The organism is Kineococcus rhizosphaerae (assembly GCF_003002055.1).
Classification (GTDB): domain Bacteria; phylum Actinomycetota; class Actinomycetes; order Actinomycetales; family Kineococcaceae; genus Kineococcus; species Kineococcus rhizosphaerae.
Genome location: NZ_PVZF01000008.1, coordinates 35,561 through 54,079 on the forward strand (window position 1 = coordinate 35,561; position 18,519 = coordinate 54,079).

17 protein-coding genes are annotated in these 18,519 nt (G+C 76.4%); 13 read left to right on the top strand and 4 right to left on the bottom strand.

All coding sequences use genetic code 11. The annotated features are described in order from the left end of the window. Window positions 1-19 precede the first annotated feature (19 nt). Both CLV37_RS15815 and CLV37_RS15820 read right to left on the bottom strand, forming a co-directional pair. Window positions 20-2,002: a primary-amine oxidase gene (locus CLV37_RS15815; protein ID WP_106212119.1), complete on the bottom strand. Its 1,983-nt coding sequence runs from the start codon at window positions 2,000-2,002 to the stop codon at window positions 20-22. Continuing rightward, window positions 1,999-3,504 (bottom strand): APC family permease, encoded by a 1,506-nt coding sequence (locus CLV37_RS15820; protein ID WP_106212121.1) that lies wholly within the window; start codon window positions 3,502-3,504, stop codon window positions 1,999-2,001. The genes CLV37_RS15815 and CLV37_RS15820 overlap by 4 nt, the downstream gene beginning before the upstream one ends. Before the next feature lie 341 nt (window positions 3,505-3,845). Here CLV37_RS15820 and CLV37_RS15825 point away from each other — a divergent pair, with 341 nt between their 5' ends. Further along, window positions 3,846-4,211, top strand: a complete 366-nt coding sequence (locus CLV37_RS15825) for a TraR/DksA family transcriptional regulator (RefSeq protein WP_106212123.1) — start codon at window positions 3,846-3,848, stop codon at window positions 4,209-4,211. 40 nt (window positions 4,212-4,251) lie between these two features. Here the strand turns inward: CLV37_RS15825 and CLV37_RS15830 are convergent, their stop codons facing one another. Both CLV37_RS15830 and CLV37_RS15835 read right to left on the bottom strand, forming a co-directional pair. After that, window positions 4,252-5,184, bottom strand: coding sequence for an NAD-dependent epimerase/dehydratase family protein (locus CLV37_RS15830; RefSeq protein ID WP_106212125.1), 933 nt, complete (start codon window positions 5,182-5,184; stop codon window positions 4,252-4,254). A gap of 5 nt (window positions 5,185-5,189) precedes the next feature. Further along, window positions 5,190-6,593, bottom strand: coding sequence for an aldehyde dehydrogenase (NADP(+)) (locus CLV37_RS15835; protein ID WP_211298701.1), 1,404 nt, complete (start codon window positions 6,591-6,593; stop codon window positions 5,190-5,192). 199 nt (window positions 6,594-6,792) lie between these two features. On the opposite strand from CLV37_RS15835, the gene sucC reads away from it, so the two are divergent. The 12 genes from sucC to purH all read left to right on the top strand — a co-directional run bounded on the left by sucC (window position 6,793) and on the right by purH (window position 18,516). Next, a complete protein-coding gene (gene sucC, locus CLV37_RS15840; protein ID WP_106212127.1) occupies window positions 6,793-7,965 on the top strand; it encodes an ADP-forming succinate--CoA ligase subunit beta in 1,173 nt (390 codons plus the stop codon). Window positions 7,966-7,968: 3 nt separating this feature from the next. Further along, window positions 7,969-8,868 (top strand): succinate--CoA ligase subunit alpha, encoded by a 900-nt coding sequence (sucD, locus tag CLV37_RS15845; protein ID WP_106212129.1) that lies wholly within the window; start codon window positions 7,969-7,971, stop codon window positions 8,866-8,868. A gap of 181 nt (window positions 8,869-9,049) precedes the next feature. Continuing rightward, entirely contained in the window at window positions 9,050-9,349 is a 300-nt protein-coding gene (locus CLV37_RS15850) for a hypothetical protein (RefSeq protein ID WP_106212131.1), read from the top strand. Further along, entirely contained in the window at window positions 9,346-10,920 is a 1,575-nt protein-coding gene (locus CLV37_RS15855; RefSeq protein WP_106212133.1) for a hypothetical protein, read from the top strand. Before CLV37_RS15850 ends, CLV37_RS15855 begins: the two co-directional genes overlap by 4 nt. Then, the gene (locus CLV37_RS15860; RefSeq protein WP_106212135.1) at window positions 10,917-11,315 is read left to right on the top strand and encodes a hypothetical protein; all 399 of its coding nucleotides are present in this window, start codon (window positions 10,917-10,919) and stop codon (window positions 11,313-11,315) included. The genes CLV37_RS15855 and CLV37_RS15860 overlap by 4 nt, the downstream gene beginning before the upstream one ends. Further along, window positions 11,297-11,494, top strand: coding sequence for a hypothetical protein (locus tag CLV37_RS15865; RefSeq protein WP_146149438.1), 198 nt, complete (start codon window positions 11,297-11,299; stop codon window positions 11,492-11,494). Before CLV37_RS15860 ends, CLV37_RS15865 begins: the two co-directional genes overlap by 19 nt. Beyond that, on the top strand, window positions 11,491-12,144 hold the full coding sequence (locus CLV37_RS15870; protein WP_106212139.1) for a hypothetical protein: 654 nt from the start codon (window positions 11,491-11,493) through the stop codon (window positions 12,142-12,144). The genes CLV37_RS15865 and CLV37_RS15870 overlap by 4 nt, the downstream gene beginning before the upstream one ends. Window position 12,145: 1 nt before the next feature. After that, window positions 12,146-13,729, top strand: a complete 1,584-nt coding sequence (locus tag CLV37_RS15875) for a hypothetical protein (protein ID WP_106212141.1) — start codon at window positions 12,146-12,148, stop codon at window positions 13,727-13,729. Next, entirely contained in the window at window positions 13,726-15,009 is a 1,284-nt protein-coding gene (locus tag CLV37_RS15880) for a hypothetical protein (protein ID WP_106212143.1), read from the top strand. Before CLV37_RS15875 ends, CLV37_RS15880 begins: the two co-directional genes overlap by 4 nt. Further along, complete coding sequence (locus CLV37_RS15885; RefSeq protein ID WP_106212145.1) at window positions 14,993-16,291, top strand: cell division protein PerM; 1,299 nt, start codon at window positions 14,993-14,995, stop codon at window positions 16,289-16,291. Before CLV37_RS15880 ends, CLV37_RS15885 begins: the two co-directional genes overlap by 17 nt. A gap of 63 nt (window positions 16,292-16,354) precedes the next feature. Continuing rightward, complete coding sequence (gene purN / locus CLV37_RS15890; RefSeq protein ID WP_106212147.1) at window positions 16,355-16,945, top strand: phosphoribosylglycinamide formyltransferase; 591 nt, start codon at window positions 16,355-16,357, stop codon at window positions 16,943-16,945. Continuing rightward, the gene (purH, locus tag CLV37_RS15895; RefSeq protein ID WP_106212149.1) at window positions 16,945-18,516 is read left to right on the top strand and encodes a bifunctional phosphoribosylaminoimidazolecarboxamide formyltransferase/IMP cyclohydrolase; all 1,572 of its coding nucleotides are present in this window, start codon (window positions 16,945-16,947) and stop codon (window positions 18,514-18,516) included. Before purN ends, purH begins: the two co-directional genes overlap by 1 nt. Window positions 18,517-18,519: the final 3 nt, after the last annotated feature.

An 18,519-nucleotide genomic window follows, 5' to 3' on the forward strand; every position in this document is an offset into this window, starting at 1 on the left:
CGGGTTCCTCACGTGCTGCTCACGCGCTGCAGCACCCGCCTCCGGCGGCAGCAGGGGCCGCCGGGGTCCCGGGGACCCCGAGCGCGGGGTTGCGGTCGAAGAACCCCACGGGTCTCAACGTGAACCCGGTGCGGTCGACGGGCATGACGGGCCAGTCCTCGGGCCGCGGGAAGTGCGTCAGCCCGAACGTGTGCCACAGCACGAGGTCCTGGCCGTCGAGGTCGCGGTCGCCGGCGACGAACCGCGGCAGCCCGGCCCCGCCGGGGTTCTGGTTGACGAAGTCCCCCGCGGGGTAGCGCTCCTCGCTGTCGTACCGCGTCACCCACAGGTGCTTGGTCGCGAACGTCGCGCGGTCGTGGACCGTGGAGGTGTCGTCGGCCAGCAGCAGGGGCTGGTGCTGGGGGTGCAGGGCGTACCCCGTGGGCTGCCCGAGCGCGTTCGTCCGCTCGGTGTTCAGCACGTGCCACACCCGGCCGCTGGCGCCGTCGGCCTCGCGCTGGGCCATGGCTTCCGACGTCAGGCGCGTCGCCCTGCGCGCGAACGCGTTGCCGTACGGGTTGCCCTCCCCGCGCGGGACGCGGACCGCCTCGACCTCCTCGACGGCGTTGGCCAGGCCGTCGACCATCACGTCCAGGCGGGCCGAGAACAGGTGCTGGTGGAACGGCGCGGCCAGGCCCGGGGCGATCTCGGTGGAGAACTCCAGCCCCTCCTCGGGGTACGCGGCGGTGAACACGACGCCGGTCGCCTTGGCCTCCAGCTCGATGGTCCCGTCGAGGTAGAGGTGCCAGTAGAACCCGTAGTCGTAGTTCCCGATGGTCGTGAAGAACGAGATGACGAGCCGGCGCTGACGGCGGGTCTCGTCCATGCCGTTGAACATGTCGGAGTGCTTCCACAGCACCCCGTAGTCCTCCTCGTGCAGGCAGATCGCGTTCTGCACCGTCCGGGGGCGGCCGTGCTCGTCGGCCAGGACGGCGTCGAAGTACCGGATCTCCCCCAGGCAGTCGCAGCCCAGCGCCAGGGAGTTCACGAACCGCCCGAACAGGTACTCGCCGGTGTCGAAGTAGTTCTGCCAGAACCGGACGGGGGAGGGGTCGGCGTAGGGGACGACCATCTCGGCGATGGACGCGCGGTACACGACGTCGCGCTGGACCGACGGGTCCGGGCCGGTGAAGTCGGCGACCGACAGCTGGTGCAGGGTCAGGCCCTCGCGCGCGTCGAACCCGACCCGCACCTTCCAGCCCTGCCAGGAGATCACGTCACCCTCGACGGAGAAGCTCGGCCCCTCCGGCTGGGTGATGGAGATGGGTTTGAGGTCGGTGCGCTCGGCCTGGGCGTGCGGGGCGGCGTCCCAGTTCCCGCTCTGCTGCGGGACGGTGAAGCGCTGGTGGTCCAGAACGTGCAGCACCTTCCCGGCCGACAGGTCGACGTAGGCCACGACCCCGTCGACGGGGTGCGCCCACGGCAGGGCCGACGGGTCGGGCTGCGCGAACGCGAACACCCGCAGGACGCGGGCGGCCCCGGGGTCGGTCGCGGGGATGTCGTCGTAGTGCCCGGCCGACAGCGGGACCGTCACGACGTCGGCGGGTTCGAGTCCGCGGGCGGCGAGCGCGGCGGTCCAGCGTTCGTCGGCCAGCAGGATCGGGTCGATGGCCGCGAACTCCTCCTCGAGGATCGGCAGGTGCCCCTCGACGGCCCCCTCGACCGTGCGGTCGGACACGATCCGGTTCTCGGACAGCGAGACGCGGACGTCGCGGCCCTCGCCGGTCGCGGTGTCCAGCAGCAGGACGCGGACGGTGCGCTCGACCGCGTCGCCGGGGCGGAACGCCAGGACGGCGGCCTTGGGGGGTTCGAGCAGACCGAGGTAGGCGAACCGGGTCGTCGGCGTGAGGGTGGGGCCGAGGACGGCGCGGGTCGCGGAGACCTCGGCGGCGGTGAGCCGGTCCAGCGGGTGCGACGGGGCCGCGGAGACCGCGTGCGTCGCGGGGGTCTCGAGCAGGCTCATGCGTGGTCCTCCGGGACGGGGGTGGGACGGACTTGCTGGGGGACCTCGACCGGGTGGTCGAGCTCGGCCTCGAAGCGGGCGACGGCCAGCGGGTCGGCGGCGGGGTTCAGGACGCCGACGAGCGGTCCGACGAGGTAGGAGGCGACGGTGAGGACGAGGAACACCGCGCCGACGGTCCAGCCGCCGACGAGGAGACCGAAGTTCGTGGCGGTGAGGTACGCGGCGAACGCCAGCCCGAGCACGCCGACGACGGGGGCGACCTTCGTGTTCCACAGCCGCGTGTCGACGTGGTTGCGGGCGAAGAACACCAGCACGGCGACGCAGGTCAGCAGCATCAGCAGGATGAACCCGAGCGTCGCGACCCCCGACATCCAGGTGTAGACCTGCAGGACCGGGTCGAGGCCGCACGCGGCGAAGACGGCGATGAGGACGACGGACGCGCCCGTCTGCAGCAGCGAGGCGACGTGCGGGGAGTGGTGGCGGCCGTGGCTGCGGCCCAGCGTGCGGGGCAGGACGCCGGTGTTCGCCATCGAGAACACGTACCGGTTGACGACGTTGTGGAACGACAGGACGCAGGCGAACAGGCTCGTCAGCAGCAGGACCTGGACCAGGTCGCCGGCCACGGCCCCGACGTAGTCGCGGGCGGTCTGCACGACCATGCCCTCCGGGTCGGCCGCGGCCTCGGTCACCGACCCGCCGTCGCCCCAGGCGGAGACGACCGACCAGGCCGAGACGGTGTAGAAGACGCCGATGATCGCCAGCGAGGCGTACGTCGCCCGCGGGATCGTGCGGTCCGGGTCGCGCGACTCGTCGCGGAACACCGCGGTGCACTCGAAACCGATGAACCCCGCCAGGGCGAACATCAGCCCGATGCCCGGGGCGCCGGCGGCGATGCCCGACGGCGTCACCGAGGCGGTGGAGAAACCTTCCGGACCCCCGCCGGACAGCACGACCCCGGCGTCGACGACCAGGACGATGCCGATCTCGGCGATCAGCAGGACGCCCAGGACCTTGCTGGACAGGTCGATGTGCCGGTACCCGAGCAGGCCCACCACGACGATCGCCGCCCCGGCCCACACCCACCACGGCAGGTCCGGCCCGCCCAGGTCGTCGGCGACGACCCCGCCGAGCGCCGCACCGAGGTACCCGTACACGGCGGCCTGGATGGTCTGGTACGTCAGCAGGGCGAGGAACGAACCGCCGAGACCGTGCAGCCGGCCCAGCCCGGCGCCGATGTAGGTGTAGAACGCCCCGGCGTTCGGGACGTAGCGGGTCATCGCGACGAAACCCACGGCGAAGAAGAACAGGACGACCGAGCCGACCGCGTACATCGCGGGGTAACCGGCGCCGTTGCCGATGCTGATGCCGATGGGCACGCTGCCGCCGACGACGGTCAGCGGCGCGGCCGCGGCGACGACCATGAAGACGATGGAGCCGACCCCGAGCCGGCCGCTGAGGCGGCGGTTCGTCGAGGGGGGCGCGGTGACGGTGGTGTTCGCCATGACGCTCCTGCCGTGGAGGGGGGACGGCCGGGCGGCCGTCCGCCCGTGATCCTGCTCCGCGCGCGTTTCGGCGGTGTTGCCTGCGCGTGACGTCACGTGAACTGCTCCGGCCGCAACCGGGTGGACTTTCCCCGCCACGCGGCTGCTGTGGACGCGTGGCGAAGCGCGACGTGCACCTGCGACGGGGGACCGGGTACCGGACCCCCGCGGTGACGTCGTCGTCCCCGGCCCGCACCGGCCGGTGGGACGCCCGTACCTGATCGCCCCTCGCGAGCAGAACCCGTGGACGTCCCGCAACCGGCGGGGCGTCCTTTTTTCGCACCCTCGACAGGAGTTCCCCCGTGACCACGAGCACCGCCCCCGCCACCCCGACCGTCGCGCACGGCCTGCCGGGCCCGGCCGCCCTGGACCCGGCGCGGCTGGAGGAGTTCCGCCTCGCCCTGGAGGCCGACCTCGACGAGCGCCGCGCGCTGCTGCGTTCCCTCACCGCCGAGGACCTGCAGCAGGCCGAGAGCGACCCGACGGCCGGGGCCGAGGTGGCGGCGGCGCGCCGGAGCGCGCTGGAGGCCGAGCAGGCCCTCGCGCGGTTGCGCGACGGCACCTACGGGCTGTGCGTGCACTGCGGCACGCCGATCCCCGTCGAGCGCCTGGAGTTCCGCCCGCGGGCGGCCGGGTGCGTCCCCTGCGTGCGCCGGCTGGCGGCCTGAGGTCCGGGACCGGCTGCGCGGCAGCCGGTCCCGACCGGTCTCAGGTGGCCGGGTCGAGCAGTCCCATGGCCTGCACGGCGGCGCGCGCCGCCTGCAGCGACGTGAACCCGGGGCGGTAGCCGAGCAGGTCGCGGGCCTTGTCGGTGCTCGCGGAGTGGCTGCGGGACAGGTGCTCCCAGCTCGCGTCGGCGTGCTCGGGGTACGCCGCCCGGAACTCCTCCCACGACACCGGCCGCAGGTTCGCCTCCCGCCCCCACCACCGGGCCGCGGCGCGGGCGAAACCCCGCACGGTCAGCGCGCGGTCGGAGACGACGTGGAAGCTGTTGCCGGCCGCGGCGTCCTGGCGGGCCAGGGCCAGTTCGAAACCCTGGGCCACGTCGTCGGCGTGGACGTGGTGCATCGTCTCCAGCCCCAGGCCCGGGACGAGGAGCTCGGCGCCGGTCGACAACGCCCGCCAGACCCCGGGGTCGAGGTTGCCCAGCGGGGTGATGACGGGCCAGCCCGGGCCGCTGATGTGGCCCGGGTGCAGCACCGTGCAGCGCAGGCCGGGTTCGGCGAGCAGGAACTCCTCGATCTGCGCCTTCTGCGTCCCGTACTCCCCGAACGGCTCGCGCGGGTCGTCCTCGCGCAGCGGGGACGCGTCTGCCGGTCCGTGCACCCAGATCGTGCCGCAGTGCGCGAGGAACGCCCCCGTCGGGCGCAGCGCCTCGACGAGGACGCGGGTGGACTCCAGGTCGAAGCTCATGAGATCCACGACGGCGTCGGGTCGCAGGGCCGCGACGCGCGCGGCGAACTCCGGCCCCTCGGCGTCCCGGTCGGCGACGACGCGCTCGACCCGCGTCCACGCGGGGTCCTCGTGGTACGGCTGCCGGGTTCCCCGGCTGACCGCGACGACCTCGTGCCCGGCCCGCACGAGGCGGGGCACGAGGTAGCTGCCGATGTGGCCGGTGGCCCCGATGACGACGGTCCGCACGGCGGTCAGTCCCTCAGCTGCTCGGGCAGGGCGGCGGCGGGGACGCCCTGGAACGCGACCGGGCGCTGCCAGCGCTCGATGGCGGCCAGCCCCACCGACGTGGTGGTCGGCGCGGTCGTCGCCGGCCACGGACCGCCGTGCTGCTGGGCGGCCGAGACGGTGACGCCCGTGGGCCACTCGTTCCACACGACGCGGCCGACGTTCTCGGCCAGCAGCAGCGCGACCTCGCGGGCGAGCTCGTCGTCCCCGCCGGCGGCCTGCACCGAACCGGTCAGCTGACCGGGCAGGACGTCGAGGACCTGTTCCAGCTCCTCGGGCGAGGAGTACTGCACGACCAGACCGGCCGGGCCGAAGGCCTCGGCGAGCAGGGCCTCGGGGTCGGCGAGCACGTCGGCGGCGGTCGTGGTGAGGACCTGCGCGGCGACGCCCTCGGCGGAGGCGGGGCCCTGCGCCGCGACCCGGACACCGGGCTGCTCGCGCAGCGCCGCGGTGGACTTGCCGAAACCCTCGACGATGCCGGGGTTGAGCATCGGGCCGGGCGCCGGCAGGTCCACGGCCGCCGTGAACGCCTCGGCGTCCGGCACCAGGACGACGCCGGGGTTCGTGCAGAACTGCCCCGCCCCCAGCGTCAGCGACCCGACCCAGCCCGTCACGATGTCGGCGCCGCGCTCGGCCCAGGCCGCCGGGGTGACCACGACGGGGTTCACGCTGCCGAGCTCGCCGTAGAAGGGGATCGGGTCCGGGCGCCCGGAGGCGATGTCGAACAGGGCCCGGCCCCCGTGCAGCGATCCGGTGAAGCCCGACGCCTTGACGCGGCGGTCCTTCAGCGCGCTGATCGACGCCTCGACGCCCTCGATGAGGGCGAAGGCGCCCACGGGGTACCCGACGCCCTCGAGCGCCTCGACGACGAGCGCCGCCGTCGCGCGGGACAGCCCGGGGTGCCCGGGGTGCGCCTTGACGACGACGGGGCAGCCGGCCGCGAACGCCGAGGCCGAGTCGCCGCCGAAGACGCTGAAGGCGAAGGGGAAGTTGCTGGCGGCGAAGACCAGGACGGGCCCGATCGGGACGACGGTGCGGCGGATGTCCGGGCGCGGGCCCATGCCCCAGTCCGGGTCGGCGTGCTCGACGGTGGCCGGCACGAGCGAGCCGTCGCGCAGGCCCTGCGCGAACAGACGGGCCTGGAAGACGGTGCGGGTCAGCTCGCCGTTCAGGCGCGCGTCGGGCAGGTGCGTCTCGGCGGCGGCGAGCGCCACGAGGTCGGCGCGGGCGTCCTCGAGGGCCTGCGCGACCGCGTCGAGGGCGTCGGCCCGGTCGGCGGGGGAGGTGCGGGCCAGGGGGCGCCGGGCGGCGTCGGCGGCGGCGAGGACGGACTCGAGGTCAGCAGCGGTGGTGTCCATGGTGCTGGACATCGTCCACCTCCGCGGCAGGTGGCGCGAGCGGGTGTGACGGGCGTCTCCACACCTGCCCGACGCGTGCCCGGGGCCCGGGTCTACTGTCGAGACGCCCGGTGCCGGCCGACGAGGACGCCCGCCCAGTGACCCTGGGACGAGCGCCCACCCGGCACGAGAAGTCACTTCCGACCGAGGACGAGGAAGACGAGGAACACTGGTGGACCTCTTCGAGTACCAGGCGCGCGACCTGTTCGCCGCGCACGGCGTACCCGTGCTGGACGGCCGCGTCGCGACCACCCCCGAGGAGGCCCAGGCGGCCGCCGAGGCCCTGGGTGGCGGGACCGTCGTCGTCAAGGCGCAGGTCAAGGTGGGTGGCCGCGGCAAGGCCGGCGGCGTCAAGCTCGCCCACAGCCCCGCGGAGGCGGCCGAGAGGGCCGGCGAGATCCTGGGCATGGACATCAAGGGACACACCGTCCACCAGGTCATGGTCGCCGAGGGTGCGAAGATCGCCGAGGAGTTCTACTTCTCGGTCCTGCTCGACCGCTCCAACCGCACCTACCTGGCGATGGCCAGCGTCGAGGGCGGCATGGAGATCGAGCAGCTCGCCGTCGAGCGCCCCGAGGCCCTGGCCCGCGTCCCCGTCGACGCCCTCACCGGCATCGACGCCGCGAAGGCCGCCGAGATCGCCGAGGCCGCGGGCTTCTCCGACGAGCTGAAGGCCCAGGTCACCGACGTCTTCCAGAAGCTGTGGACCGTGTTCACCGCCGAGGACGCGACCCTCGTCGAGGTCAACCCGCTGGTGCGCACCGAGTCCGGTGAGGTCGTCGCCCTCGACGGCAAGGTCACCCTCGACGAGAACGCCGAGTTCCGCCACGCCGGGCACGCCGACCTCGCCGACGCCGCCGCGGCCGACCCGCTGGAGGCCAAGGCCAAGGCCCTGAACCTCAACTACGTCAAGCTCGACGGCCAGGTCGGCATCATCGGCAACGGCGCCGGGCTGGTCATGTCGACCCTCGACGTCGTCGCGTACGCCGGTGAGAAGCACGGCGGCACCAAGCCGGCGAACTTCCTCGACATCGGCGGCGGCGCGTCCGCGCAGGTCATGGCCAACGGCCTCGACGTCATCCTCAACGACCCGCAGGTCGAGAGCGTGTTCGTCAACGTCTTCGGCGGCATCACCGCCTGCGACGAGGTCGCCAAGGGCATCGTGTCCGCGCTGGGCATCCTGGGCGACGAGGCCACCAAGCCCCTCGTCGTCCGCCTCGACGGCAACAACGTCGAGGAGGGGCGCCGCATCCTCGCCGAGGCGAACCACCCGCTCGTCACGGTCGTGGACACCATGGACGGCGCGGCCGACAAGGCCGCCGAACTGGCGAACGTGGGGAACTGAACGATGTCGATCTTCATCAACTCCGACTCCAAGGTCCTCGTCCAGGGCATGACGGGTTCCGAGGGCCGCAAGCACACCCAGCGCATGCTGGCCTCGGGCACGAAGGTCGTCGGCGGCGTCACGCCCGGCAAGGGCGGGCAGTCGGTCGACTTCACCGGCGCCGACGGCCAGCCCGTCGCCGTCCCGGTGTTCTCCTCCGTCGGTGAGGCCCGCGAGGCCACCGGCGCCGACGTCTCCGTGATCTTCGTCCCGGCGAAGTTCACCAAGGGCGCGGTCGTGGAGGCCATCGAGGCCGAGACCCCGCTCGTCGTCGTCATCACCGAGGGCGTCCCGGTCCACGACTCGGCCGAGTTCTACGCCCTCGCCGCGAAGTCGGGCACCACGCAGCTCATCGGCCCGAACTGCCCCGGCCTCATCAGCCCCGGTCAGTCCAACGTCGGGATCATCCCGGCCGACATCACGAAGTCCGGCCGCATCGGCCTGGTCTCGAAGTCGGGGACGCTGACCTACCAGATGATGTACGAGCTGCGGGACATCGGCTTCTCCTCGGCCGTCGGCATCGGCGGGGACCCGGTCATCGGGACCACGCACATCGACGCCCTGCAGGCGTTCCAGGACGACCCCGACACCGACGTCATCGTCATGATCGGTGAGATCGGCGGCGACGCCGAGGAACGCGCCGCGAAGTTCATCGAGGCCAACGTGACCAAGCCCGTCGTCGGCTACGTCGCCGGGTTCACCGCCCCCGAGGGCAAGACCATGGGCCACGCCGGCGCCATCGTCTCCGGCTCCGCGGGCACCGCGCAGGCCAAGAAGGACGCCCTCGAAGCGGCCGGGGTCAAGGTCGGCAAGACGCCGTCGGAGACCGCGAAGCTGGCCCGGGAGATCTTCCAGGCCCTCTGACCGGCCCTCCGGGCCACCGCCCGCAGCCCCCGTCGACCCGTCGGCGGGGGCTGCGCGGCTGTCACCACCGGTGGACCTGCTGTGAGGCCGGGGCCGCCGATCGGTGACCCGTGCTGCCCCGCCCGGGTGGTGAGCGCGCCGTGCGGCCCGGCCCCGCCCCCGCTCCGGGGATCCTTCGACGGTGACCGACCTGCGCCTGGACACGACCGTCCTGCTCGCCGCGTCCCGCCGGCTCGCCGCCGTCGCGGACGCGCTGGCCCCCTGCACCGACCCGGTCGTGACGGCCGCCTCCGCGACGCCCTCACCCGTGCTCGCCGAGGCCCTGCGGTCCTTCGCCGACGACTCCACCCGCCACCGGCGGCTGCTCGCCGACGACGCTCGGACCCTGGGGCGGCAGCTGGGCGACAGCGCCGCCGCCCTCGACCAGGTCGAGGCCGGGCTCGCCGGTGCGGTGTCGGGCGACGCCGGGGCGACGCCGTGAGCGCACGTCCGTCCGACTGGTCCCCGCTCGCGCACGCCGACCCGCTGCCCGGCGACCCCGCCGCCGTGTCCGGCGCCGCCCGCGACCTCGGCCGCGTCGCCGGGCTGCTGCGCACCCAGGTCGGCGCCCTGGCCGCCGTCGCCTCCTCCGACGGCGAGGGGGAGGTCGCGGACCGGCTGCGCGAGAGCGCGGGCGACCTGTCCGGGCGGCTCTCGGCCGCCGTCGGCCGCTACGAGCGGGCCGCCGCGGCGCTGGGGGCCTACTGGCCCGAGCTCGAGCACGCCCAGGCGGACAGCCTCGGGGCGCTGCACGACGCGATCGACGCCGAGCACCGGGCGCAGCAGGCCGGGCACCTGCTGTCCGCCACGGGGGTCGCCGCCCCCGCCCCCGCGGCCGGTGCCGACCCGGCCGTCGTCGCCGCCCACGACCGCGCCGAGGCGCAGCGCGCGAGCAGCCACGCCGCCGCCCGGCGCGACGCCGACGCCGCCGCGGACGACCTCGCCCGGGCCCGGCGCCGCCTCGCCCTGGCCGAGGACGACCACACCCGCGCCGCGGCGACCGCCGCCGGCCGGATCACCGCGGCCGCCGACGACGACCTGCAGGACAGTCCCTGGGACGAGGCGAAGGAGTTCGTCCACGACCACGCCGACGTCATCGGGCAGGTCGCCGACGTCGCGGCCACCGTCGCGAGCGTCATGGGCGTGCTGGCCCTGGCCGTCGGCTGGATCCCCCTCGTCGGGCAGTTCGCCGCCGCCCTGGCGGGGGCGATCGCGACGGTCGCCGGCGTCGTCGCGCTCCTCGGGCACCTCGCGCTGGCGCTGTCCGGGGACCGGAGCTGGACCGAGGCCGGCCTCGACGCCGTCGGCCTGCTCACCGCCGGCGTCGGCCGGGCCGCCGGGTCCGTGCTCAAGGCCGGCGGGAAGGCGCTGCAGGCCAACGCGGGAGCACTGCGTTCGCTCGCCACCGAGGCCGGGGAGGCCGGCGGGAAGGCCCTGGAGGGCAGGCTCTCCGTGGCCACCGTCAAGCAGCTCGCCGACGGGCCGCTGCTGCCGGCCACGCGCAAGGAGCTCGCCGCCGCGTTCGGCGTCAGCGGCAAGACGGTCGTCCGCGCGGCGACGCGGGCCCGCGCGGGAGCCGGTGGGATCCGGGCCGCCGCCGAGGAGCTCGCCCGCACCACCCTGCCCGTGAGCCTGCGCACGACGCTGGTCGGCGACTTCACCAAGGTCGCCGACACCGCGAGGAAGCTCGCCGCGGTCGAGGGCGGCGTGCCGGCCGCCGTCCGCGCCGCGCTCGAGACCGACGGTCTCGGCTCCACCCTCGCCCACCACGTGACCGGCATCGACGCCGGCGTCCACCGGGCCGACCTCGCCGCGGCCGGGCTCACCCGGGACGGGGCGGCCGTGGCCCGCACGATCGCCGCCGCCGCCGTCGTCCGCGGCGCCGTCGGCATCTCCTCCGCGGCGGACAAGGTCAGCACCGTCGGGCACGACTGGCTCGGCCTGCCCGTGGAGGGCGTCGGCGCCTGGACCCCCAAGGGAGCCGTCAAGCACCTCGCCGGAGCCGCCTCGTGACCGTCCCCACGACCGTCCCCACGGGGTACCGCCTCGTCACGCCCGCCGCGTGGGACCGCGTCGACCTCACCCGCGCCCACCGCGCGGACACCGCGGCCCGGCTCGTCGCCCGCCAGTTCCGGGGCCTGGACGACCAGCCGGCCGCCCGCGCCCGCGCGACCCGGCTGCTGCAGACCGAGGTCGAGCGCGCCCACGGGATCGGCGGCCTCGAACTGCACCTGTCGGTCCTGCCCGTCCTCGGCACGGTCGTGCCCGCCTCGTGCTGGTCCACGTCCTGCCCGGCGGGTGGGCACCCGCCGAGCTCGCCCGCCTCCTCGCCGTCCCCGGGGCCGAGGTGGGGGTCCGCGACCTGCCCGCCGGGCAGGCGGTGCGGCGCGTGCGCCGCCACGCGCTGAGCGCCGGGGAGGACCGCCTGCCGGTCGTCGCGGTGGAGCACTTCGTCCCCGTCCCCGGGGTGGCCCCGACGTTCCTCGTCGTGTCCGGGCACACCCTCGACGGCCCGCTGGAGGCGGCCGTCGTGGAGCTGTTCGACACCGTCGTGGCGACCCTGCGCTGGACCGGGGGGACGCGGTGACCGGGGCGGTGGCCGACGAGGTCGTGGTGGAGGTGGACGCCCCCGACGGCTGGGTCCTGCTGCCCCTGGACCCCGGCGTCGACGCCCTCGCGTGGGCGCTGTCCGCGCACCGCGTGCTGGGCGGCACCCTCCCGCCGGAGCCGGCCCGGGCCGTGGCCGCCGTCCTGGCCGAGCACGTGCTCCTGGCCCGCCGCGACCTCGACGCCGACCTCGACCTGGCGCTCGTGCTCGTCGCGGACCCCGACGCCCCCGCGCTCGTGGCCGCGGACGTCAGGGCGGGGCTGGACGACGGCTTCGTCGCGGCGGGCGAGGAGGCCTTCGCGCACCCCGGCCGGGTGCCCGCCGGGCTGACCTGCCTCGACGCCGAGGCGTCCGACGTCGACCTGCCCGCCGGCCCCGCCCGCCGGGTCCGGCTGGTCGTCGCCGAGGACGCCCCCGGCGGGCGGGTCGCCGAGAGCCTGAACCTCCTCGTGCGGCCCGCGGCGGGCGGGCGTCTCGTCCTGCGGGCGCGCTGGGAGGCGCTGGGCCGCTCGGCGGAGCTGGCCGGCGCCGTCGACGCGCTCGCCCGGACCCTGGCCGTTCACCCGTCCGGGGCGCCGCGCCCCGCCAACGCCCCGCGCGGACCGGTCGTGCCCCACCATGGGTGCTGACGTGGAACACCTGGGAGCACCCACCTGGACGGCCGGCCCGCCGCTGCCCGTCGTCCCCGGCGACGTCGAGATCGCCCCGGCGAACGGCCCCTCGCCCTGGACGTGGGTCGGGGCCCGCGTCCGGGCCCGCGTGCGCGGGGGCGCCCTCGTCGTGTCCGGCCCGCGCGGTCAGCTCGACCGCGTCGAGCTCGGGGGCGGGCGGACCACGCAGGCGTGGCTCGTCGACGCCCGCGACCTGCCGGCCGCCGTGCGCCGCGACCTCGGGGTCGACTGGGCCGCCGTCCTGCTCGCCGGCCCCGACGGGGTCCACCGCGTCGTCGACCTCGACGTGTGGGGGCGGCTGCGCGAGCGCGAGGTGCAGGGCGACTCCCGCGCGGAGGGCGTCGACACCTTCTACACCGACCAGGACGGCGCCGTCGGCCTGGCCGACCCCTTCGACGTCGACCTGCGCACCCCGCAGGAGGCGGCCGCCCCGTGGGCGAGCGCCCTGGCGGCCGCCGGGCTGCGGCTGCGCCCGCTGGAGCTCGCGCCCGGGGACGTGTCCCTGGCCGCGGCCGGGCACCCCTCGATCGCGGGCGTCGCCCGGCTGCGGACCCCGCAGGCCCGGGACACCGCCTCGCGGGCCGTGGCGATCACGACCCTGCTCGTCGTCTGCCTGCTGCCCGTGCCCGTGATCGCCGCGCAGGAACTGCTCGACGGCCGCTGGGACCGCCGGACGGCCGACCTCGCCCTGGCGGTGCCCGGCGCGCTGTGGGCCCTGGCCGTGCTGATCGCCGCGCTGTGGAGCACCGGGCGGGCGCTGGCCGACGTGCGCGCCGAACGCGCCGGCGACCGTCCCCGCGACCTCCTCTGGCGGCCGGTCAAGCAGCCCTCCCGGGCCGTGACCGGCGCCTTCGCGGCCCGGGCCCGCGTCGACGCCGTGCGCGACGAGCACGGTGAGGCCCTCGTCGTCGTCGGCGCCGGCGCGGCCCGGTGGCTGCCGCGCTCGGGCGCGCACGCCGTGCGCCGCGCCCGGCTGCTCGACACCGGCGACGGCCACCCCCACCTGCTGCTGGAGTCCGAGCAGGGCCTGGCCTGGGCCGCGCTGCCGACCGCCGACTGGTGCGCCGGGGGTCCCGACGGCGCTGCGCGGCTGGCCGCGGCGCTGGGGCTCGCGTTCTGCGTCGCGCCACCGCCCGGCCCCCCCGCGCGCCCGTCCCGCCGTCGGCCCCGCACCGCGACGTCCGCGGACGTGCCGTGGTCGGGCCGCCACGAGGAGTCCGGCTGGGCGCGGCCGGCGACGTTCCGCGGCGACGTCGCCCCCACCGCCCGCCGCGGCCGCAGCGGCAGCCTGCGCGCCCTGCCGTGGGTGCTGCTCGGCCTCGGCCTCCTCTGGCCGCTGCCCCTGCTCGCCGGTGCGGTCGACGTCGCCTCGGCCCGGGGGGTGGCCCTGCTCGGCGCGCTGGTCCTGAGCGTCGCGCCGGCGGTCGCGGCCTGCGTCCTCGTGCGCGACCGGCGGGGACGGGAGCGGTCCCCGCACCCGACCGGGGCGCACCCCGAGGGGCGCGGACGCTCCCCGGTCACCCAGACGACGACCGTCCGGTGAGCGCCGGCGGCCTCGCGCTGCGCGCGGCCCGCGTCGGCGCCGGCGACGGCCACCTCGCCCGCGCCGGCCGCCTGCACCGGGTCGGCGCCCGGCGGCTGCGCTGGTCGTGCGGGCGCGTCGAGGTGTCCTGGGACCTGAGCGCCGTCGCGTCCGCGGTGGTCCTCGACGCGGGGGCCGCCCGGCGCTGGTCCGAGGCCGGGCCCGTCGCCCGGCCCGCGACGGGCGGTGCGCGCGGACGCACCGCCCCGGCCGTCCTCCTGCTGGACCGGGCGGGATCGGTGTGCGCGTGGGTGCCCCTGGAGGCCTGGTCGCCGCTGGGGTGGTCGGCGGGCCCGGGGGCCGGCGCGCACGCCCTGCACCTGTCCGGCTGGGACCGGCTGCTGCGCGAGCTGCGGGTGCCGTGGACGACCGTCCAGGAGCCGCGGTTCGAGGTCCCCGCCGTCCTCACCGCGGACGGCGCGGTGCCCCGGATCGCCCCCGAGCTGCCGGCCCGGGCCGAGGGGGCCGGCCCCGGCCGCGCGCAGGCGTGGGTCGTCGCCGCCGTCGTCCTCACCGGGACCGGCGGGGTCCTCGCCGGGCGGCTGGGACCGGCGGCCGGGACCGCGGCCACGGCGGTGCTGGCGCTGTGCGCCGTGGCGCTGGCCGTCCTCGACGTCGTCGCGCTGCGCCGGTGGAGCCGGCGCCGGCCCCCGCGCCCGGTCGTGGTCCGCCACGCGGCGCGGGGACCGGGCGGGTCCGTGCTCGACACCGGTGACGACCTGGTCGTGGAGCAGGACGGGGCGTGGACGTGCCTGCCCCGCAGCGGCCCCCTGCGGGTCGCCTCGGCCTGGCCCGAGCGCGGTGGCGTGCACCTGCTGGACGCGGACGGCTGCGGGCTGATCAGGCTGCGGGCCGAGGACTTCTGGCCCGACGGACCCGCCGCCGCGCACCGCTGGTGCGAGCGCGCGGGTCTGCCGCGGGCCGACCGGCGGCCCCGGTCGGCCGCCCCGCCCGGCGGCGCGCCGTGGCACGACCCCCGGCACCGCCCCGGCCGGGTGCGGCGCGGGGCGCGCGGGATCGTCACCGCCGTGCTCGCCGCGGTGGTCCTCGGCCTGCTCGGCGCGCCCTGGCTCCTCGTGGCGCTCGTCGCGGCCCCGCTGCCCGTCGCGGTGGCCGCCCTGCGGGCCCGGCACCGGCGCTCGGGCCCGGTGGTGCAGGAGATTCCCGCGGCCGCGCGCGCGTCGCTGGCCCCGGCGGGCGCGCCCGCGGGGGACCATCGCAGGGATGTCCACCGCCGCTAGCTCCCCGACCACCGGTCCGCGCCCGTCCCCCCGGCGACCCCGCAGGTCGCAGGTCGCCGCGGACCTGCTGCCGCTGTTCGCCGCGGCCGTGCGCGCCGTGCTGTTCCTGCTCGTCCCGGTCCTCGTGCTCTGCGTCGTGGGGTGGATCGCCTCCGTGCGCTCCACGTCGTCGCTCGCGGCGGTCGCCCGGGTCGGTGCCGACGTGTGGCTGCTGGCCCACGGCGCCGACGTCGCGGTCGTCGGCGGGACGATCGGCGTCGCCCCCCTCGGGCTGACGCTGCTCGCCGGGCTGTCCGCCCGGCGCGCGGTCCGGATGTGGATCGCCGACCAGGTCGAGTCCGGCCGCGGCGTCCCGTTCGGGCCCGCGCTGGGCGCCTTCACCGCCGCCTACGGCGTGCTGACCCTGTTCGTGGCGCTCGTCGCGCGCAGCGGGGTCGGGGCGGCCTCCCCGGCGGGTGCGCTGCTCGGCGGCTGCCTCGTCGGGGGCCTGGGCGCGCTCGCGGCGCTGTGGCCCTACCGCGGCCCGGCGCCCGCCGTCCTGCCCGCCTGGGTGCTGGCGGCCTGGCGCCCCGCGGTGGCCGCCGTCGCGGGGCTCGCCGGGGTCGGGGCGCTCGCCGTGGCGCTCGCCCTGGTCCACGGCCGCGCCGACGTGGCCGCGCTGCACGAGGCCCTGCGGCCGGGGGTGCTCGGCGGCGTCCTGCTGACCCTGGGTCAGGCCCTGCTGCTGCCGACGTTCGCCGTGTGGGCGCTGGCCTGGGTGAGCGGGACGGGGTTCGCCGTCGGCACCGGCACGTCGGTGGCGCCCGGCGGCACGTCCCTCGACGTCCTGCCCACCGTCCCGGTCCTGGGCGCCCTGCCCGCCCCCGGGGTCACCCCCGCCCTGGCCTGGGCCGCGGTCGCCCTGCCGGTGCTGCTCGGGGCGGGCGCCTGGGCCCTGGCCGCCCGCCGTGGCCCGGCCGTCGCCGGGCTGCTGCACCGCTGCGCCTCGGCGCTGCTGGCGGGGGCGTGCGCCGGGGTCGGTGTCGCCGTCCTGAGCTCCCTGGCCTCCGGGCCCCTGGGGCACGGGCGGATGGCCGAGGTCGGTCCCCACGCCCTGCTCACCGGGGTCGTCGTGGGCGGTGAGGTGGCCGCCGGTGCGGTGCTGGCCGTCCTGCTGGGCCGCGCCTGGCGGGCCTGGCGCGGCACGACGCTCGTCGTCTCCCTGCCCGACGCCGACGGCGGCCGGCGCAGCCGGGGGACCGGTACCGCCCGCCCCCCGCGCAAGCTCCTCAGCGACGACTGACCCGGCGACCGGTCCCCGGGACGCGTTTCGGCTCGGCAGCGCCGACGGCTAGAGTCCGTCCACGTGCCCGCACGAGTGGTCGTCCTCGCCTCCGGATCCGGTTCGACGCTGCAGGCCCTCCTCGACGCCCACGACGACTCCTGGCGGATCGTCGCGGTCGGTTCCGACAAGCCGGGGGTGAAGGCCCTCGACCGGGCCGCGAGCGCCGGGGTCGAGACCTTCACCGTCAGCCCCGCCGACTTCGCCGACCGCCCGGCCTGGGACGCGGCCCTGGCGGCCGAGGTCGCCGGCCACGAGCCCGACCTCGTCGTCCTCGCCGGGTTCATGCGCATCCTCGGCGCCCCGATGGTCGAGGCCTTCGGGGGGCGGATGGTCAACACCCACCCCGCGCTGCTGCCCTCGTTCCCGGGGGCCCACGGGGTGCGCGACGCCCTCGCCCACGGCGTGAAGATCACCGGCTGCACCGTGCACCTCGTCGACGCCGGCGTCGACACGGGCCCCATCCTCGACCAGGCCGCGGTGCGCGTCCTGGACGACGACGACGAGACCTCGCTGCACGAGCGGATCAAGACCCAGGAGCGCGAGCTGCTCACCCGCGTCGTCGGCCGCCTGGCCGCGACGACCACCCACCCCGAGAGGACGGCACCCCGCTGATGGACCCGCAGGCCACCCAGGTCCCCGTGAAGCGCGCGCTGGTCAGCGTCTACGACAAGACGGGCCTGGAGGAGCTGGCCCGGGGCCTGCACACCGCCGGGGTCGCGATCGTCTCGACCGGCTCGACCGCGACGCGCATCGCCGCCGCGGGCGTCCCGGTGACCCCCGTCGAGGAGCTGACGGGCTTTCCCGAGTGCCTCGACGGCCGGGTCAAGACGCTGCACCCGCGCGTGCACGCCGGGATCCTCGCCGACCGCCGGCTGCCCGACCACGTCCGCCAGCTCGCCGAGCTCGACGTCGAACCCTTCGACCTCGTCGTCGTGAACCTCTACCCGTTCGCGGCCACCGTCGCCTCGGGCGCCGGTTACGACGAGGTCGTCGAGCAGATCGACATCGGTGGCCCCTCGATGGTCCGCGCCGCGGCGAAGAACCACCCGAGCGTGGCCGTCGTCGTCGACCCGGCGAAGTACGCCGACGTGCTCACCGCCGTCGCCGCCGGCGGGTTCGACCTGAGCGCCCGCAAGCAGCTGGCCGCGGCCGCCTTCGCGCACACCGCCGCCTACGACACCGCGGTCGCGAACTGGTTCGCGCAGCAGACGCTCGACGCCTCCGACGAGGGCTGGCCGGCCGTGACCGGCGTGGCCCTGGAGCGCAGCGCGGTCCTGCGCTACGGCGAGAACCCCCACCAGCAGGCCGCCGTGTACGCGGACCCGACGGCGGCGCCCGGCATCGCCCAGGCCGTCCAGCTGCACGGCAAGGCCATGTCCTACAACAACTACGTCGACGCCGACGCCGCCCTGCGCGCCGCGTACGACTTCGACGCCCCCGCCGTCGCCGTCATCAAGCACGCCAACCCCTGCGGCATCGCGACGGGTTCGGACGTCGCCGACGCCCACGCCAAGGCCCACGCCTGCGACCCGGTCTCGGCCTACGGCGGCGTCATCGCGGCCAACCGCGTCGTGACCGCGGCCATGGCCGAGCAGGTCGCGCCGGTGTTCACCGAGGTCGTCATCGCCCCCGGGTTCGAGCCGGAGGCGCTGGAGGTCCTGCAGGCCAAGAAGAACGTCCGTCTCCTGCAGCTGCCCGAGGGCTACTCCCGCGCCGGGCAGGAGTGGCGCCACGTCTCCGGCGGCGTCCTCGTGCAGACCCTCGACGCGGTCGACGCCGACGGCGACGCGCCCGCGAACTGGACCCTGGCCGCCGGTGAGCCCGCCTCGCCCGAGGTCCTCGCCGACCTCGAGTTCGCCTGGCGCGCGGTGCGCGCCGTCCGCTCCAACGCCATCCTGCTCGCCAAGGACGGCGCGTCCGTCGGCGTCGGCATGGGGCAGGTCAACCGCGTCGACTCCTGCAAGCTCGCGGTGGAGCGGGCCGGGGCCGAGCGCGCCACCGGTGCGGTCGCCGCCTCCGACGCGTTCTTCCCCTTCGCCGACGGCGCGCAGATCCTGCTCGACGCGGGCGTGCGGGCCGTCGTGCAGCCGGGCGGGTCGATCCGCGACGCCGAGGTCGTCGAGGCCGCCACGAAGGCCGGCGTGACGATGTACTTCACCGGCGCGCGCCACTTCGCCCACTGAGGA

Bases quoted from the DNA above. Each gene is read 5' to 3' on its own strand.
- CLV37_RS15815 (WP_106212119.1), bottom strand. From the start codon at position 2,002: ATGAGCCTGCTCGAGACCCCCGCGACGCACGCGGTCTCCGCGGCCCCG.
- CLV37_RS15820 (WP_106212121.1), bottom strand. From the start codon at position 3,504: ATGGCGAACACCACCGTCACCGCGCCCCCCTCGACGAACCGCCGCCTC.
- CLV37_RS15835 (WP_211298701.1), bottom strand. From the start codon at position 6,593: ATGTCCAGCACCATGGACACCACCGCTGCTGACCTCGAGTCCGTCCTC.
- sucD (WP_106212129.1), top strand. From the start codon at position 7,969: ATGTCGATCTTCATCAACTCCGACTCCAAGGTCCTCGTCCAGGGCATG.
- CLV37_RS15885 (WP_106212145.1), top strand. From the start codon at position 14,993: ATGTCCACCGCCGCTAGCTCCCCGACCACCGGTCCGCGCCCGTCCCCC.
- purH (WP_106212149.1), top strand. From the start codon at position 16,945: ATGGACCCGCAGGCCACCCAGGTCCCCGTGAAGCGCGCGCTGGTCAGC.